This is a genomic window from Ralstonia sp. 24A2, assembly GCF_051783885.1.
Lineage (GTDB): Bacteria > Pseudomonadota > Gammaproteobacteria > Burkholderiales > Burkholderiaceae > Ralstonia.
The window spans coordinates 2563783-2580886 of record NZ_JBPVZD010000002.1 but is presented as its reverse complement, the minus strand read 5'-3'; the positions used below and the strand labels follow the sequence as shown (position 1 = coordinate 2580886).

At 62.8% G+C, this 17104-nt stretch carries 18 protein-coding genes and 1 tRNA gene; 16 read left to right on the top strand and 3 right to left on the bottom strand.

The features are described from left to right. The first annotated feature begins 51 nt into the window (after positions 1–51). The 5 genes from pheT (at position 52) to bluB (ending at position 4342) form a co-directional block, all read left to right on the top strand. Positions 52–2481 (top strand): phenylalanine--tRNA ligase subunit beta, encoded by a 2430-nt coding sequence (pheT, locus tag ACS13N_RS16895; RefSeq protein ID WP_438932701.1) that lies wholly within the window; start codon positions 52–54, stop codon positions 2479–2481. A 68-nt stretch (positions 2482–2549) separates the two neighbouring features. Beyond that, complete coding sequence (locus tag ACS13N_RS16890; RefSeq protein ID WP_438932700.1) at positions 2550–2966, top strand: integration host factor subunit alpha; 417 nt, start codon at positions 2550–2552, stop codon at positions 2964–2966. A gap of 36 nt (positions 2967–3002) precedes the next feature. Then, complete coding sequence (locus tag ACS13N_RS16885; protein ID WP_438932699.1) at positions 3003–3434, top strand: MerR family transcriptional regulator; 432 nt, start codon at positions 3003–3005, stop codon at positions 3432–3434. Positions 3435–3493: 59 nt separating this feature from the next. Next, a tRNA-Pro gene (locus ACS13N_RS16880) sits at positions 3494–3570 on the top strand. Between the two features lie 88 nt (positions 3571–3658). Then, entirely contained in the window at positions 3659–4342 is a 684-nt protein-coding gene (bluB, locus tag ACS13N_RS16875) for a 5,6-dimethylbenzimidazole synthase (RefSeq protein WP_438932698.1), read from the top strand. 1 nt (position 4343) lies between these two features. On the opposite strand, the gene ACS13N_RS16870 is transcribed toward bluB, so the two are convergent. Then, positions 4344–5294: a cupin domain-containing protein gene (locus tag ACS13N_RS16870; RefSeq protein ID WP_438932697.1), complete on the bottom strand. Its 951-nt coding sequence runs from the start codon at positions 5292–5294 to the stop codon at positions 4344–4346. 116 nt (positions 5295–5410) lie between these two features. Between ACS13N_RS16870 and ACS13N_RS16865 the strand changes: the two genes are divergently transcribed. Further along, the gene (locus ACS13N_RS16865; RefSeq protein WP_021194672.1) at positions 5411–5746 is read left to right on the top strand and encodes a carboxymuconolactone decarboxylase family protein; all 336 of its coding nucleotides are present in this window, start codon (positions 5411–5413) and stop codon (positions 5744–5746) included. Between the two features lie 8 nt (positions 5747–5754). On the opposite strand, the gene ACS13N_RS16860 is transcribed toward ACS13N_RS16865, so the two are convergent. Then, the gene (locus tag ACS13N_RS16860) at positions 5755–6702 is read right to left on the bottom strand and encodes an aldose epimerase (protein WP_438932696.1); all 948 of its coding nucleotides are present in this window, start codon (positions 6700–6702) and stop codon (positions 5755–5757) included. Between the two features lie 348 nt (positions 6703–7050). Between ACS13N_RS16860 and ACS13N_RS16855 the strand changes: the two genes are divergently transcribed. From ACS13N_RS16855 to ACS13N_RS16845, 3 genes are all read left to right on the top strand, one after another. Continuing rightward, positions 7051–7422, top strand: coding sequence for a hypothetical protein (locus tag ACS13N_RS16855; RefSeq protein ID WP_438932695.1), 372 nt, complete (start codon positions 7051–7053; stop codon positions 7420–7422). Between the two features lie 155 nt (positions 7423–7577). Continuing rightward, positions 7578–8666 carry a DNA polymerase IV gene (gene dinB, locus ACS13N_RS16850; protein WP_438932875.1) on the top strand — a complete coding sequence of 363 codons (1089 nt, stop codon included), beginning with the start codon at positions 7578–7580 and terminating at the stop codon, positions 8664–8666. A gap of 203 nt (positions 8667–8869) precedes the next feature. Beyond that, complete coding sequence (locus ACS13N_RS16845; RefSeq protein ID WP_438932694.1) at positions 8870–10300, top strand: amino acid permease; 1431 nt, start codon at positions 8870–8872, stop codon at positions 10298–10300. Between the two features lie 12 nt (positions 10301–10312). Here the strand turns inward: ACS13N_RS16845 and ACS13N_RS16840 are convergent, their stop codons facing one another. Beyond that, the gene (locus tag ACS13N_RS16840) at positions 10313–11131 is read right to left on the bottom strand and encodes a DUF1223 domain-containing protein (RefSeq protein WP_438932693.1); all 819 of its coding nucleotides are present in this window, start codon (positions 11129–11131) and stop codon (positions 10313–10315) included. 322 nt (positions 11132–11453) lie between these two features. Here ACS13N_RS16840 and ACS13N_RS16835 point away from each other — a divergent pair, with 322 nt between their 5' ends. From ACS13N_RS16835 to hpaH, 7 genes are all read left to right on the top strand, one after another. Next, the gene (locus ACS13N_RS16835) at positions 11454–11744 is read left to right on the top strand and encodes a DUF1488 domain-containing protein (RefSeq protein ID WP_438932692.1); all 291 of its coding nucleotides are present in this window, start codon (positions 11454–11456) and stop codon (positions 11742–11744) included. A 215-nt stretch (positions 11745–11959) separates the two neighbouring features. After that, positions 11960–12721: a fumarylacetoacetate hydrolase family protein gene (locus ACS13N_RS16830; RefSeq protein ID WP_438932691.1), complete on the top strand. Its 762-nt coding sequence runs from the start codon at positions 11960–11962 to the stop codon at positions 12719–12721. After that, the gene (locus tag ACS13N_RS16825; protein ID WP_438932690.1) at positions 12718–13488 is read left to right on the top strand and encodes a fumarylacetoacetate hydrolase family protein; all 771 of its coding nucleotides are present in this window, start codon (positions 12718–12720) and stop codon (positions 13486–13488) included. The genes ACS13N_RS16830 and ACS13N_RS16825 overlap by 4 nt, the downstream gene beginning before the upstream one ends. Positions 13489–13496: 8 nt before the next feature. Further along, complete coding sequence (hpaE, locus tag ACS13N_RS16820; protein WP_438932874.1) at positions 13497–14978, top strand: 5-carboxymethyl-2-hydroxymuconate semialdehyde dehydrogenase; 1482 nt, start codon at positions 13497–13499, stop codon at positions 14976–14978. A gap of 54 nt (positions 14979–15032) precedes the next feature. After that, complete coding sequence (hpaD, locus tag ACS13N_RS16815; RefSeq protein WP_438932689.1) at positions 15033–15890, top strand: 3,4-dihydroxyphenylacetate 2,3-dioxygenase; 858 nt, start codon at positions 15033–15035, stop codon at positions 15888–15890. Positions 15891–15903: 13 nt separating this feature from the next. Continuing rightward, positions 15904–16293: a 5-carboxymethyl-2-hydroxymuconate Delta-isomerase gene (locus ACS13N_RS16810; protein ID WP_438932688.1), complete on the top strand. Its 390-nt coding sequence runs from the start codon at positions 15904–15906 to the stop codon at positions 16291–16293. A gap of 3 nt (positions 16294–16296) precedes the next feature. Beyond that, positions 16297–17100 (top strand): 2-oxo-hept-4-ene-1,7-dioate hydratase, encoded by an 804-nt coding sequence (hpaH, locus tag ACS13N_RS16805; protein ID WP_438932687.1) that lies wholly within the window; start codon positions 16297–16299, stop codon positions 17098–17100. Positions 17101–17104: the final 4 nt, after the last annotated feature.

Genomic DNA, 17104 nt, shown 5'->3' with positions numbered 1-17104 from the left:
GCACTGACTAACCCGTCGCCCCGTTAATCGAATTCTCTTTTCTGTCGCGCCATGCAATTTCCGGAATCCTGGCTTCGCAGTTTCGTCAATCCGTCGATCACCACGGATGAGCTTTCCCATCGCCTGACGATGGCCGGCCTTGAAGTGGAAGAGGTTGACCCCGTTGCGCCGCCGTTCTCGCAGATCGTTGTTGGCCACGTGGTCGAGGTGAACAAGCACCCGGACGCCGATCGCCTGAACGTCTGTAAGGTCGATGCGGGCACGGGCGAGCTGCTGCAGATCGTCTGCGGCGCGCCGAACGTGTCGGTAGGCATCAAGGTGCCGTGCGCGATGCTGGGCGCCGAGTTGCCGCCGGGCGAAGACGGCAAGCCGTTCAAGATCAAGATCGGCAAGCTGCGCGGTGTTGAGAGCTACGGCATGCTGTGCTCGGCGCGCGAACTGAAGTTGTCGGAGGACCACGGCGGCCTGCTGATCCTGCCGGAAGACACGCCGGTGGGCGCGGACATCCGCAAGGTGCTCGACCTGGACGACCAGATTTTCGTCATCAAGCTCACGCCCAACAAGGCGGACTGCCTGTCGATCCACGGCGTGGCACGCGAAGTGTCCGCGCTGACGGGTGCGCCGATCACGCTGCCGTCGATGGCGCCGGTGGCGGTGACGCTGGCCGACAAGCTGCCAGTCAAGGTGGAAGCGCCGGACCTGTGCGGCCGCTTCTCGGGTCGCATCATCCGCGGCGTGAACGCGCATGCGAAGACGCCGGCATGGATGGTCTCGCGTATCGAACGTGCGGGCATGCGCAGTGTGTCGGCGCTGGTCGATATCTCCAACTACGTGATGCTGGAGTTGGGCCGCCCGTCGCACGTGTTCGATCTGGACAAGATCCACGGCGGCCTGACGGTGCGCTGGGGCAAGCCGGGCGAGCAACTGAAGCTGCTCAACGGTGACACCATCACCGTCGACGAAAAAGTCGGCGTGATTGCCGACGAACAGGCCATTGAAAGCCTCGCCGGCATCATGGGCGGCGACAAGACCGCTGTCACGCTCGATACGCAGAACATCTACGTCGAAGCCGCATTCTGGTGGCCGGAAGCCATCCAGGGCCGCGGGCGCCGCTACAACTTCTCGACCGACGCCGGCCATCGCTTCGAGCGCGGCGTTGACTACGCCACGACGGTTGAGCACATCGAGCGCATCAGCGCGCTGATCCTCGACATCTGTGGCGGTCAGGCTGGCCCGATTGATGATCAGATCGTCAATCTGCCCAAGCGCGAGCCGGTGCGCATGCGTGTCGCACGTGCGGCGCGCGTGCTCGGCATTCCGCTGTCGCATGAAGTCGTGGCCGATGTGTTCAAGCGCCTCGGCCTTACGTTTAACGTGGACGGCGATGTATTCATCGTTGAGCCGCCGTCGTACCGCTTCGACCTCGAAATCGAAGAAGACCTGATCGAAGAGGTCGCCCGCATCTACGGTTTCGAACAGATTCCGGCCAAGCCGCCGGTCGCCGAGAGCGCCATGCGTCCGACGGACGAGGCACGCCGCACGATGCACGATGTGCGTCATGCCGTGGCCGCGCGCGACTATCACGAGGTCGTCAATTTCGCCTTCGTCGAGGCCGAATGGGAAGCTGACTTTGCTGGCAACACCAATCCGATCCCGTTGCTGAATCCGATCGCAAGCCAGTACTCGGTGATGCGCAGCACGCTCATCGGTGGGCTGCTCGACAAGGTGCGCTACAACCTGAACCGCAAGGCCTCGCGCGTACGCATGTTCGAGGTGGGCCGCGTGTTCCACCGCGATGCGAGCGTCGTGGATGGCGGCCTGTCGATCGCCGGCTATGCGCAGCCGATGATGGCTGGCGGCATTGCCTATGGCCCGGCCAAGGAAGAGCAGTGGGGCGTGCAGACGCGTGCCGTCGACTTCTTCGATGTGAAGGGCGATGTGGAGTCGCTGCTGTGGCCGCTGCAAGCGCGCTTTGAGCGCGTCGAGCATCCGGCGCTGCATCCTGGGCGCTCAGCGCGTGTGGTGTTGAATGACCGCGTGATTGGTTGGATCGGCGAACTGCATCCGCGTTGGCTGCAGAAGTATGATCTGCCGACCGCGCCGGTGGTGTGGGAGCTTGAGCTCGACGCCATCACCCCAATTGGCCTGCCGAAGTATCGTGAAGTGCCGCGCGTGCCGGCTGTGACCCGCGACATCGCGCTGGTCGTGCGCCAGGATGTGGCGGTGCAGGACCTGGTGGATACGTTCGAGAAAACGGCTGTCGGTACGCCGTGGCAGCGCTATCTGCAAGGCGTTGTGCTGTTCGACGAGTTTCGTCCGAAGGCCGCCACGGCTGCCATTGGGGCGCAGGAGAAAAGCCTTGCCTTCAGAATTACGTTGCAAGATACTGACAGCACCCTTCAGGACGACATTGTCGAGGCCGCCACACAGCAACTGATTCGAGCGGCCGGCGATGCATTCGGCGCGCGCCTGCGCGCTTGACGTCCACGCGCGCTAGAGACAGCTCGAACGAACCTCCGCATTCGGATCGAATACGCCAAGCGAATCCTATGAACGATCAACACGCGCCTGCGTTGGCAGCATCCTTGGACGACTCGCTCGATTCTTCTTCGTCAGCACTGGCCGATGCGCGTGATGCGCGCGGTCAGGATGTACCGACGCTCACGAAGGCCGAGCTTGCGGAGATGCTGTTCGAGCAGGTCGGCCTGAACAAGCGTGAATCGAAGGACATGGTCGAAGCATTCTTCGACGTGATTCGCGAGGCGCTCGAGCAGGGTGACAGTGTCAAACTGTCCGGCTTCGGCAACTTTCAGTTGCGCGACAAGCCGCAGCGTCCGGGCCGTAACCCGAAGACTGGGGAGATCATCCCCATCACGGCGCGCCGCGTCGTTACGTTCCACGCCAGCCAGAAACTCAAGGCGCTCGTTGAAGAGCGCGTCGAGCCGCTGCCTGTGAGTGTTGCGTAATTCTTCCGTTCATTCTGTTTCTTTCGCCAGCCCTTTATGGCCGCCGATAAACATACGGAGCGGGTCAACCTGCCGCCGATTCCCGCCAAGCGCTACTTCACCATCGGTGAGGTGAGCGACCTGTGCGCCGTCAAACCGCATGTGCTGCGCTATTGGGAGCAGGAGTTCACGCAACTCAAGCCGGTCAAGCGGCGTGGCAATCGGCGGTACTACCAGCACCATGAAGTGCTGTTGATCCGGCGTATTCGTGAGCTGCTGTATGAGCAGGGTTTTACGATCAATGGCGCGCGCAACCGGCTTGATGAGTTGCGGCATGGTGTGAGCGCTGCGCCGGTAGAGGAAGTCGAAGTGCCGCAAGTGGAGGTCGTGGCACAGGTGCCGGCCGCAGTAAGCGGCCCAGTCGACGTGCCGAGCTTGCGGCGCGCGCTGCAATCGGTGCTGGAGATTCTGCGCAGCGATAAACCGTAAGCGCACGCGGTACCCACTAGTCATCTGCTCGGCGGCTCTGTTATACTTTCATGCTTGTTCGGGGCGTAGCGCAGCCTGGTAGCGTACCTGCATGGGGTGCAGGTGGTCGGAGGTTCAAATCCTCTCGCCCCGACCAGAAATATCGAAGGACTTACGGTGATGAGCCGTAAGTCCTTTTTGTTTTCTACAGGCACATCACGCGCGCGTGTCAGTTGTTTCGAGCTATGAGCCAATTTCGGTATAGCGATGATGAGGTCGATACCATCTACCGTGTCATTCGTGAGCGGAGGGACATGCGCCACTTTCGGCCAGATCCGCTCGATGCGGCGCTCCTGACGCGATTGCTGCAGGCTGCGCATCTCGGCCCCAGCGTCGGTTTCATGCAGCCGTGGCGTTTCATTCATGTGACGGATCGTGCAGTGCGGGCACGCATGCACGCGCTGGTCGAGGCCGAGCGTCAGCGGACGGCTGTTGCGCTGGGCGAGCGGCAGGATGATTTCATGCGGCTCAAGGTCGAAGGCATCCTGGAGTGTGGAGAGGTCTTGGTGGCCGCGCTGATGGATGGGCGTGAGCGACATGTCTTCGGTCGACGCACGTTACCGGAGATGGATCTCGCATCAGTCGCCTGTGCCATTCAGAACCTGTGGTTGGCCGCCAGGGCCGAAGGGATCGGTATGGGTTGGGTCTCGCTGTTCGATCCTGAGCAGCTTGGTCAGCTGCTTTTGCTGCCGCCCGGTGCGAGGCCGGTAGCGGTACTGTGCCTGGGCCGGGTCGACCAGTTCTATGATCAGCCGATGCTTGAGCGGCAGCGATGGGCAGCCCGGCAACCGCTCCATGAATTGCTATTCGAAAATGGTTGGGGCAATCCGAGTCCGCTTGCTGACCAGGCTCCGAACCACGCTGATTGACCTATCTCCCTCGGTCTGACGCCGTCTCGCGTTGTTCCGCTATCGCTCGGCGATATCGCGCCGGCGTCATCCCCAGTTGCTGCTTGAACGCCTTGCCGAATGCCGCTTCGGATTGGTAGCCGACGCGCGCGCCGATTTCGCCTGCGTTGAGTCGTGTCCTAGTCAACGCGTCGCACGCGAGCGTCATGCGCACACGCGTGAGGAAATCCCACACGGTCATCTCGGCACGTGCCTTGAAGTGCCGTGCGTAGGTGGCACGCGACATGGCGGCCAGATCAGCGAGCGCATCGATCGTCCAGGTGCGCTCCGGCGCGTTGAGCATGGCCTGTATCGACGGGCCGAGGCGCGTATCCGATAACAGTGTCAGCGTGCCGGGGCAGGCATTCTCGCGCTGACCGTATACACGCAATGCCAGTGTCAGCAGCGCCTGGCTCAATGAGGTGACGATCGCCAGCGCACCTGGGGCTCGCGTTTCGGCCTCGCTGCGCATCATGCCAATGACGGCTTGCAGCGCTGGAAACGAAGCGCTATCACTCAAGGACACATGCAGCGGGTCAGGCAGCGTGCGCACCAGCAGCGTGGTCGAGCCGGGCTCGTGTACGAAGCGACCGCAGAGCAGGTCCACTTCGGCAGCACCGCGGCCGGTCTGGCGCAGCGGGAGCATGCCGTCGTGTGAAGCGCGCGGTTTGCGAGCGGGGGTGTCGGCACCGCTGGCCGGGTCGTGAATGGTGTGCGCATGGCCGCGTGGGAAGAGGATGAAATCGCCTTCACGCAAGGTGAGCGTGCGGCCGTCCGTTTCCACCAGGCATGTGCCGGACAGCATCAAGTGGAACAGCACCTGACTATCTGGCTCGGGGTCGTGTGGGATCGAGAACGGGCCTTGAAACAGGCAGCGCAGATCCAGGCTGGCCTGTGGGCGGGTTAGCTGAATGAATTGGCTGAGTGCATCCATTGAGACGATTTCGATAGAAATTGGTTAAATCGAGTATTCAGCGGATCGCTTGTAAAGGCAATACTCTTTCCAACGACGCGGGCATCGGGCCAGCGCCACACCACCGGGAGCACATCATGCTGAACTGGGTTGAGTATCGGAAGGAACTGCTGGGGCGCATTGGCGAGATCGGCAAGATCACGCCGGATACGGTTAAGGGCTACCAGACGCTGTCGGGCGCAAAGACCGGCAGTCTGGATGCCAAGACGCGTGAACTGATTGCCCTGGCTGTGGCGGTGACGACGCGTTGCGATGGCTGTATCACCGTGCACACTGCCGAAGCGCTCAAGCACGGTGCCACGCACGAAGAGATTGCCGATGCGCTGAGCGTGGCGATCTCGCTCAATGCCGGCGCAGCGCTGGTGTACTCGGCACGCGTGATGGACGCGGTGCAGGCGTACGAGAAGGCCTGAGCGCGCCGCTAGCGCGTGATCCGCAAACGGCTGGTGGCCTGACGTGTTTCGCCGGGGGCGAGCAGGTGTAGGCCCTCGCCGTGGTGGATCGCGTTGGGCAGGCCCATCCAGGGTTCGACGCAGTAGAAGTCGGACGTGGCGTTTTCCGTCCAGGTGGTGATGGCGTGCCAGGGTACCGGCGCGCCATCTACCTCGATACGGATACGGCGGCCAAGCGGTGCGTCTGCGTACGGCGGAATGGCGAGCGTGGCTGCACCGGCACCATCCAGCAAGTGATAGCGGTCCTGCAGCGCTGCATCGTCGAGCCGGTAGGTTGGCCGTCCGGGCTCTGGCGTATCGAGGCTGCCATCGGCCAACTGGCGTGAGAGCCGCGATGGTGGCATCGACAGTTCAGACGCACTGCGCAGCGCGTGCGGAAGCGCCAGGTAAAAATGATGGCCCGCGTAGAACGGCATGGGCGTATGCGCATCGCCGTCGTCGAGGTGCTTGATCGAGAAAGTCGCTTCCAGCCCGTCAATCAATAGCCGATACGTGATGCGAAATTCGAACGCGAATGGATAGCCGCTGCGCGTTCGCGGGCTGTCACGCAGCAGCATGACGATGTGCGTGTTGCTCGCGTCCTCCACTACAAACGGCAGGTCGCGCGCAAAGCCGTGCTGCGGCAGGGCGTACGTTTGCCCACGTGGGTCACGCCACCGACCGATCTCGCTGTCAACAAAATGCCGGCCAATGAAGGGAAACAGTAGTGGATTGCCACCGCGTATTTTGGCCGGGTTGGACCAATCCGCCTGCGTTGGCCAGAACAGAATCTCTTCACCGAGATGCCGCCAGCGCACGAGCCGGCCGCCGGCCTCCGGTGCGAGCAGCAGCATCGAACCTTCTGCGCTTGTGTCGTCAACGTCGCCAATGCGGATCAGCGTGCGATCCTGGAAGCGTGCAGTGGGCAGGTCGTGCATGGGCGGTTGGGTAGGGTGGCTTGTTGGTACAGGGTTCACGTACTAGATTGTCAATGCGTTTTGCCCGGAGGGAAACCATGTCCGCCGATCGGTTCGCCAATGACATTGGCTGCGCACGCAGCCTCATGTGTCCCACACACACCGTTCCCCCGCCTGACGAGCCGTCGCCGCCGGGAATTCCCCCAGATCTGCCGTCTCCCGATGCGCCGCCGCCGGTGGAGCCGCCGGAGGTGTTGCGCATGTAATGTGCTGTTACCAATCGTCACAGCTTTGCGTAAAGCGGTTCGTAAGATAGCGCCAGTCCCCGCGCGACTTGCGCATTTCTACAACGACAATACGAGCCCAATCATGTCGATTCTTCCGCGTCTGACTCTGTGCGCTGTGCTGGTGGCCTCCATGGCCGGCTGTGTGGTGGCCCCGCCGCAGCAAACTCGCACGGTGGTGGTGCGTGAGCCGGTTCCGGTCGCGGCCCCGGTTGATCCGCGCGCCCGCTTTGATCAGGTGCAAGGTCGCCTCGCCGAGGAATTCCACCGCGTTGATGTGCGCCAGTCGCAGGGCTACATCGATCCGTACCGTGGCGACGGCCTGCGTGACCGCCTGCGTCGCATCCGCCAGGAAACCAACGATATGGCCAGCCAGCATAACGGCGGCCTGTCCGGCGACGAGCAGCACACGCTGAACGAAGAACTCGGTGCCGTGGCTCGCGACATCAACCGCTAAGCTGCATTTCCTGTCCCATCATTCGCCGATGCTGCACTGCGGTATCGGCGAAATGCATTGTTGCGCAGCCGAGCGTGCGCATTCGGTGCGCACCCGGCGGAAGCTGGTACGCTTGCGTTCCTCCTGAACGCGCCAGCCCGACTTGAAGCGGGTTTCTGCGGCCCTCTGCCGTGCGAAAGATCATCCACTGCGACTGCGATTGCTTCTACGCCGCCATCGAAATGCGCGATGATCCGCGCCTTGTCGGCAAGCCGCTGGCCGTAGGCGGGCGGCCCGAGCGGCGCGGCGTGGTGGCCACCTGCAACTACGAGGCGCGCAAGTTTGGCATCCACTCGGCGATGCCCATGTCGCAGGCCGTCAAGCGTTGCCCGGACTTGCTGATCGTGCCGCCGTCCATGGACAAGTATCGCCAGGTCGCACGTCAGATCTTCGCCATCTATCACAGCTACACCGCGCTGGTAGAGCCGCTCTCGCTGGACGAGGCTTACCTCGACGTGAGTGACAGCCCGATGCTCGCCGGCAGCGGCACCCGCATCGCCGAGGACATCCGCCGCCGTGTGCGGGAAGAGATCGGTATCACCGTGTCAGCCGGGGTGGCGCCCAACAAGTTCATCGCCAAGATCGCAAGCGATTGGAAGAAGCCCGACGGCCTGTTCGTGGTGCGGCCGGAGCAGGTGGATGCGTTTGTGGCCGAGCTGCCCGTGGAGCGCCTGTTTGGTGTGGGCAAGGTGACGGCGGCCAAGCTGCGTCGGCTGGGCGCTGAAACCTGCGGGGACCTGCGCAGTTGGGGCACCGACCGGTTGCAGCAGCATTTCGGTGTCTTCGGTTTCCGGTTGCACGACCTTTGCCGCGGCATCGACCACCGGCAGGTGCAACCCTCGCAGATTCGCAAATCCGTCAGCGTGGAAGAAACGTACGCCACGGACCTGCGCACGCTTGACGATTGCCAGCGCGAGCTGACTGTTCTCGTGGAGCAGCTTGCCGCGCGCGTTGAGCGTGCCCGCGCTGCGGACATGATCCACAAGACCTACGTCAAGCTGCGCTTTGCCGATTTTCGCGGCACCACGGTCGAATGTATTCACCCGAAGGTGTCGCTGCCTGTGTTCTCGAAGTTGCTCACGCAGGGCTTCGAGCGGCGGCAGATTCCTGTGCGGTTGTTGGGCGTGGGCGTGCGCCTGTACGAATCCGATGCGCATGCGCGTCAACAGACGCTGTTCACGGAAGACGCCGACATCGTTGAGTGAGTCTTAATTGTTGTGAGTTGTTGTGGCTCACGACAGTCGGATACGAATTGTCCTATTTTCTTGTCTGCACTACGGCGATGTGGAAGGGCGGGCATCGCCAACGGGTAAAATGCCCGCTTTTTGCAAAAATCCGCCGCCGCGCGCCACACGTGCGCGACAGTGCATCCGTACCCACGGAGGCACGCAGACAGGAGACGCAGTCAATGAGTTTGTTTCGTACCAAAAACGTGGATCACATGATCCGCACGGGCCACAGCGATACTGGCCTGAAGAAAGTCCTCGGTCCCATGGACCTGACCTTCCTGGGCGTCGGCGCCATCATCGGCACCGGCATCTTCGTGCTCACGGGCACGGGCGCGCTGACCGCCGGCCCCGCACTCACGTTGTCGTTCATCGTTGCCGCTCTGGCTTGCGGGTTTGCCGCGCTGTGCTATGCCGAGTTCGCCTCGACCATCCCCGTATCCGGCTCGATCTACACCTACGCCTATGCCACGATGGGCGAGCTGGTCGCTTGGATCATCGGCTGGGATTTGATGCTCGAATATGGTCTGGCGACTTCCGCTGTGTCGGTGGGCTGGTCCGGCTACTTCCAATCGCTGCTGTCAGGCTTCGGCCTGCACTTGCCGGTGGCACTGACGGCTGCGCCGGGCGCGATCCCGGGCGTGCAGACGCTGTTCAACCTGCCGGCGCTGGTGATCATGCTGCTCATCACTACGGTGCTGTCGTTCGGCGTGCGGGAATCGGCGCGTGCCAACAACATCATGGTAGTGATCAAGGTGACGGTGGTGCTGCTGTTCATCTTCGTGGGCGTGCGTCACGTGCAGCCGGCCAACTGGCAGCCATTCATGCCGTTCGGCATGGAAGGCGTGTTTGGTGCCGCAGCCATCGTGTTCTTTGCCTTCATCGGTTTCGACGCAGTCACCTCTGCGGCGGAAGAGGTACGCAACCCCAAGCGTGACCTGCCGATCGGCATTATCGGCTCGCTGGCTGTCTGCACGATCCTCTACGTGGTGGTGGCCGCCATCATGACCGGCATCGTGCCGTTCTCGAAGTTCGCGGGTGTCGATCACCCCGTGTCGCTTGCGCTGCAGATGGCGGGCGAAAGCTGGGTCGCGGGCTTTGTTGATCTGGGCGCCATCATCGGCATGACCACGGTGATCCTGGTGATGGCGTATGGCCAGACCCGCATCATCTTCGCCATGTCGCGAGATGGCCTGCTGCCCAAGCGCCTGTCGCACATCCATCCGCGCTATTCGACGCCGTTCCTGAACACCTGGGTGGTCGGCATCGTGTTTGCCGTGATCGCCGCATTCGTGCCGCTGAACGTGCTGGCTGAGCTGATCAATATCGGTACGCTGGCAGCGTTCTCGCTCATCGCGGTGGCCGTGCTGGTCCTGCGCCGTACGCGTCCGGACCTGCATCGCGGTTTCCGTTGCCCGGGCGTGCCGGTGGTGCCGCTGCTCGCCATCGGCATGTGCCTGTTCCTGATGAGCCATCTGCAAGCCGTGACCTGGATCGCCTTTGCGGTTTGGGTTGTGATCGGCCTGCTGGTGTACTTCGGCTACGCGCGTCGCCGCTCGCTGCTGCATACACCGCAGCAAGGTGCCGCTCCGGCTTCTGGCGCGGCGCGCTGATTGCCTGGTCGCCTAATGGCATAGCGGCGCGGAGACCGCTTGCAGGATTTCCGCGTCGCGCGGCCGCTCAATGAAGGCGGCCAAACTCACATCAGCAGGGTGCGCGTTGGCAGGTAGGGGAATCTCGCCCTGCCATTGCGTACTCGCGCCAGTCAATTGGATCGGACCGATCCATTCCCTTACGACATGGTCGTGGCGTAGTTCCACGCCGCCGTTCTCGCCGCCGCTCGGGTGGCTGACCAGACTGTTCTGCGTCAGGGCGATCCACGCGATGGTTGGGCCGGTGCTGGCGGCATTTGGCCGCAGTGTGAATCGCGCGCGGGCCTGTAACGTGGTGTGCGGCGCGTTTGCCGTGGTGGCGTCGAGTGCGATATCCGCTGTGGCAGGCAACGCGTTGCGCGCCGCGATTGCCTGTGAAAAATCGGCGTGATCTGCCCAGCGGCGCAGCTCGTGGCCAGAGACGAACACTTCCGGCGTGTAGATCGTGGAGGTATTTGCGGCGTCCCCCAATGCACGCTGCCGTGCTGAGAAGGCCGCGTGGCCGAAGGTGTCTTTCCAGCCGAGACTGTCCCAATAGTCGACATGCAGTGCGAGCGGAATCCAGTGTCGCGCATCGACTGGCGTGCGGCTTAACCAGCGGTCAGCCGGTGGGCAACTATTACAACCTTCGGATGTATAGAGTTCAACAACCGCAACCGTGTGCGGCGGGCTCTGAACGTGCAGCGCCGCGCAATCGGCGGCGTGCGTGGGAAGCGAAGCGCTTGTCAGCGCAAGCAATGTCAGTGTTGCGCTGACATGAAAGTGTCGCAAACGGTGTGCTTGGATGCGCATGATGGTCTCCTGGCCTGCATGTCGGCACGGGCTTTGCATGTGGCTCCCGCATTGCTTAGTCGGGTGGCGCTCGCGGTCCTGACAAAAAAGCATAACTATGGCGAAGGGCGTGCGAGCCCTGATACAGCCTCGGATGGCGAGCTAGAGCCCTTGTCAGGGTCCTCCTGCTTTGACGATGTGGTTCGCACGCGCAGCGCAAGCTATGGTTAAAATAAATCTCGCAGTCAGACACAATGTTTGACGGAATCGTGCCGGCCCCCCCGCACGGTTTCCACGCAACAGCGTGTGCGTTGTTGTCCATTGCAATCGGAGGGCTTTGACGATGGAAATCAAGTTCGAAAAGAAAGAGGCGTACGACATCAACAACGAAGGCCTGCTGTTCGACGCGTTGGTCGACGGCGAAAAGGTGACTTGCGTGGCAACGCGCGAGGCCCTTTGGGAAGGCTTGGAAGGTGATCAGGTGTTGTCGCTTCAAGCGGCCTTTGAGGCCGGCCAGGATCGGATCCAGGATGCCGCGCGCGTGCTCATTGCCGACGGCGTGCAGCGGTCTCATGGGTTGACTGATTTGCCGCAACCGGTCGTGGTCAAGCGCGTGCATATCGCCGTGGCTTGAGTGTGGTCGATTGCCTCTGCAGGCATCGGCGTGTCCGATATGCCCGCGTGGTGGATACACGTCCACCGTTCTGAAAAAGCCGGTCCGCGTGACCGGCTTTTTCATTGCCGATGTTCCAGTGTTTCCCGACTTGACAGAGTTGTGATCTGGTTAGATTATTAACATGTTAATTAAATGGGCGGCGCGGATGCCGCTCCAAAGCCAAGGAGACATGGATGCGGCGAGGCAGAGTGGTATCGCCAGATGGCCAGGCGCACGATATCGCCTGGGCAGCGGCGCCTGGAGAGGCTGAAGCGGGCGCCGCGCAGCACTGGTTGCCACCGGTTGGGGGCACGGTCGTCGGCGCATTGCTGAACTACCGTGGCGAGTTGGCGGCGTTGGGCGATGCGCTCTCCGTGCCGCCATACCAGGCACCACCCAACGCACCCATCCTGTATATCAAGCCGGCCAACACGCATGTCGGCCATGACCGTGATGTTGTTTTGCCGTCTGACGTTGACGCGGTTTGGGCTGGCGCCTGCTTGGGCGTGGTGATTGGCCGCACCGCCACGCGTGTGAGCGCCGCACGGGCCTACGAATGCATTGCCGGCTACACCGTCGTCAATGACTTGACGGTACCGCATGCCAGCTACTACCGCCCGGCGATCCGCCACAAGTGCCGTGACGGCTTTTGCCCGATCGGCCCGTGGGTGGTGGATCGAGGCGATGTGCCCGATGCAGACGCGCTGGAGATCACCGTGCGCATCAACGGCGAGATCAAGCAGCGCGCGTCCACCGCAACGCTGGTACGCCCGATCGCGCAAATGCTGGCCGATGTGACCGCCTTCATGACGCTCGAAGCCGGCGACGTACTGCTTGTCGGTATGCCCGAGAACCCGCCACTGGCGCGCGCCGGTGACCGCATTGACATCGACATCGCCCACATCGGCACGCTGACGATCCGCTTGGCTGGCCACGCGCAGGAGGCCTCGAAATGAAGCGCGCACGCATAGCCTACGATGGCGCGATCCATCAAGCCATCGCCATGCCCGGCGACGACACCCGCCTGCAGTTGGCCGATGGCCGCGTGCTACACGAAACGGAAGTCGTCTGGCTGCCACCGGTGGAGCCCCGCACGATCTTCGCGCTGGGCTTGAACTACGCCGACCACGCGAAGGAGCTGGCCTTCAAGGCGCCGGAGGAGCCGCTCGCCTTCCTGAAGGGGCCGAACACGCTGATCGGCCATCGCGCCCATACCGTGCGCCCGACCGGCGTGGCCTTCATGCACTACGAGTGCGAGCTGGTGGTGGTGATCGGCAAGACTGCGCGCAATGTGCCGCGCGAACGTGCCTACGAGGTCGTTACCGGCTATACGGTGGCCAATGACTACGCGATCCGCGACTACCTCGAGAACTACTACCGCCCGAACCTGCGCGTGAAGAGCCGCGACACATGCACGCCCATCGGCCCGTGGCTGGTGGATCGCGATGACGTGCCCGACCCGATGAACCTCGCACTGCGCACCACCGTCAATGGCCGTGTGACGCAAGACGGCAGCACGCGCGACATGATCTTCGACATCCCGGCGCTGATTGCGTGGTTCTCCAGCTTTATGACCCTCGCGCCGGGCGACATGATCCTGACCGGCACACCCGAGGGTTTGGCCGATACGCAACCCGGCGACGAGGTCGTCACCGAAATCGAGGGCATTGGGCGACTGGTCAGCACCATCGCCGCAGAACAACCGAGCAAGGAGCCCGCATGAACACGCGCATGCATGCCGTCAGCATGGACCCCGTCAAACACTGGATCGACGGCCGGCAAGTCGACAGCGCCGAGCGTTTCATCACCACCAACCCAGCCACGGGTGAGGCGATTGGCGAGGTGGCTTCGGGCGGCGAGGCGGAGATCAACGCGGCGGTGGCCGCGGCCAAGGCCGCATTCCCCGCCTGGGCCAATACCCCGGCCAAGCAACGCGCCAAGCTGATGCGCCGCCTGGGCGAGCTGATCGAGCAGAGCGTGCCGCACCTGGCCGCGCTGGAGACGATGGATACCGGTTTGCCCATCGCGCAGACGAGCAAGCAGCTCATTCCGCGTGCATCGGAGAACTTCCATTTCTTTGCCGAGGTGTGCACGCAGATCAACGGCCGCACCTATCCGGTCGATGACCAGATGTTGAACTACACGCTCTATCAGCCGGTGGGTGTGTGTGCGCTGATCTCGCCGTGGAACGTGCCGTTCATGACGGCGACATGGAAGGTCGCGCCGTGCCTGGCGCTGGGCAATACGGCGGTGCTGAAAATGTCGGAGCTCTCGCCGCTGACGGCGGACCAGCTTGGCCGGCTGGCGCTGGAGGCCGGCATTCCACCGGGCGTGCTGAACGTTGTGCAGGGCTATGGCGCTACGGCTGGCGATGCACTGGTGCGTCATCCCGACGTGCGCGTGGTGTCGTTCACCGGTGGCACGGCGACCGGCAAGCGCATCATGGAGCGTGCCGGTCTGAAGAAATTCTCGATGGAGCTGGGCGGCAAATCGCCCGTGCTGATTTTTGACGATGCCGACCTGGACCGTGCGCTGGACGCATCGCTCTTCACCATCTTCTCGATCAACGGCGAGCGTTGCACGGCCGGTTCGCGCATCTTCGTGCAGGAGAACGTGTACGACGACTTCGTGCGCAAGTTCGCCGAGCGCGCCAAGCGCCTCGTGGTGGGCGATCCGGCGGATGAGAAGACCAACGTTGGCTCGATGATCACGCGTGCCCACTGGGAGAAGGTCACGGGCTATATCCGCCTGGGCGAGCAGGAGGGCGCCAGGATTCTGGCGGGTGGCCCGGACAAGCCGGTAGGCCTGCCTGACCACCTGAAGAACGGCAACTTTGTCGCGCCGACGGTGCTGGCCAACGTCGACAACCGCATGCGTGTGGCGCAGGAAGAGATCTTTGGTCCCGTGGCCTGTCTGATCCCGTTCAAGGATGAAGCTGATGGCCTGAGGCTCGCCAACGACGTGGAATACGGCCTGGCTTCGTATATCTGGACACAGGACGTAGGCAAGGTGCACCGCTTGGCGCGCGGCATCGAGGCGGGCATGGTGTTCGTCAACAGCCAGAACGTGCGTGACCTTCGGCAGCCGTTTGGCGGCGTGAAGGCATCGGGCACTGGGCGCGAAGGTGGCGAGTACAGTCTGGAAGTGTTTGCCGAGATCAAGAACGTCTGCATTTCAATGGGCAGTCACCATATCCCGCGCTGGGGCGTTTAATCGGGCACCCAACGCGCCACCAGACAAACCAAGACAAGGGCGGAAGGAGACACCATGGGCAAGCTGGCCTTGGCCGCGAAGATTACCCACGTACCGTCGATGTATCTGTCGGAGCTACCCGGCAAGCATCACGGCTGTCGGGCGGCCGCCATTGAGGGGCACCGCATCATCGGGCAGCGCTGCCGTGATCTGGGGGTGGACACCATCGTCGTGTCCGACGTGCACTGGCTGGTCAACGCCGGCTATCACGTCAACTGCAACGCGCGCTTCGAGGGCATCTACACGAGCAACGAGCTGCCGCATTTCATCAAGGACATGCGGTATGCGTATCCGGGCAATCCGGCGCTTGGCCGACTGATTGCCGAGACGGCAACGGCGCGGGGTGTCTTCACGCGCGCTCACGAGATTGACAGCCTCGAACTCGAATACGGCACGCTGGTGCCGATGCGCTACATGAACAGCGACCAGCACTTCGAGGTCGTGTCGATTGCCGGCTGGTGTGCGTGGCACAAACTGGACGAGAGCCGCCGCTTCGGCGCCGCGCTGCTCGACGCCATCGAGGCCAGTGACAGCACCGTCGCGTTTCTCGCCAGTGGATCGCTCTCGCACCGCTTCAACGACAACGGCAGCCCCGAAGAGTCCATCCACCAGATCAGCCGCGAGTTCTTCAAGCAGGTCGACCTGCGCGTGGTGGACTTGTGGAAGCAGGGTGACTGGAAGACCTTCTGCGCGATGCTGCCCGAATACGCGTCGCTGTGCGAAGGCGAGGGCGGCATGCATGACACCGCCATGCTGCTCGGCCTGCTTGGCTGGGATGCCTATGACAAGGGCATTGAAGTCATCACCGATTATTTCCCCAGTTCCGGTACCGGCCAGATCAATGCGATCTTCCCGCTGCCGGATCGAGTGTGAGCAGGAGACCACCATGCCGCACGTCATCGTTGAATACACCGACAACCTGGGCGACGACGCCCGCATCCCGCAACTCCTGCAGACGATCAACGAGACACTGATTGCGCAGAACGGCGTGTTCCCGACCGGTGGCATCCGCTCGCGTGCCATCAAGCTGACGGATTACCGTGTGGCCGATGGCAAGGAAGACGACGCTTTCGTCCATGTCACGCTCAAGATCGGCGCGGGCCGCACGCCCGAGATCAAAAAGGCCGCCTGCGATGCGCTGTTCGACGCCATTAAGGTGCACTTCGCAGAAGCCTTTGCCCGTCGCTACCTGGCGCTCTCGATGGAGCTGACCGAATTCGACGAGGGCGGCAGCTACAAGCACAACAACATCCACGCGCGTTTTCGCAAAGCCTGATCCATGCTCGATACCGCCACCATCCAGACCATTGCCCGCCGCCTGCACCAGGCTGAGATCGACCGCAAGCAGATCCGCCAGGTTTCACTCGACCACCCCAACATCACCATCGACGATGCCTATGCCATCCAGCGCGATTGGGTGGCGATGAAACTGGCCGAAGGGCGATGCCTGAAGGGCCACAAGATTGGCCTGACGTCGCGCGCGATGCAGCAGTCCTCGCAGATCGACGAGCCCGACTATGGTGCACTGCTCGACGACATGTTCTTTGCCGAGGGCAGTGAGATTCCAGCCAGTCGCTTCATCGTGCCGCGCGTGGAGGTGGAACTCGCCTTCGTGCTCGGCAAGCGGCTGGAAGGGCCAGAGGTGACACTGTTCGATGTGTACGACGCGGTGGACCACGTGATTCCCGCCCTGGAGATCATCGATGCGCGTTCACAGTCGATCGACCCGGACAGCGGTCGCCCGCGCAAGGTGTTCGACACGATTGCCGACAACGCCGCCAATGCCGGCGTGGTGATGGGCGGCCGGCCAATCCGCATGCGCGATGTGGACTTGCGCTGGGTCGGTGCCATCCTCTCGCGTAATGCCGTGATTGAAGAGACCGGCGTGGCGGCGGGCGTGCTGAATCATCCTGCCAACGGCGTGGTCTGGCTGGCCAACAAGCTGGCGCCGCACGGCGTGGCGCTGGAGCCGGGGCAGGTTATCCTGGGCGGCTCGTTCACGCGCCCGGTGCCCGCGCGCCCTGGTGATACATTCCATTGCGACTATGGCCCGCTTGGCAGCATCGCCTGCCATTTCGTTTAACGCT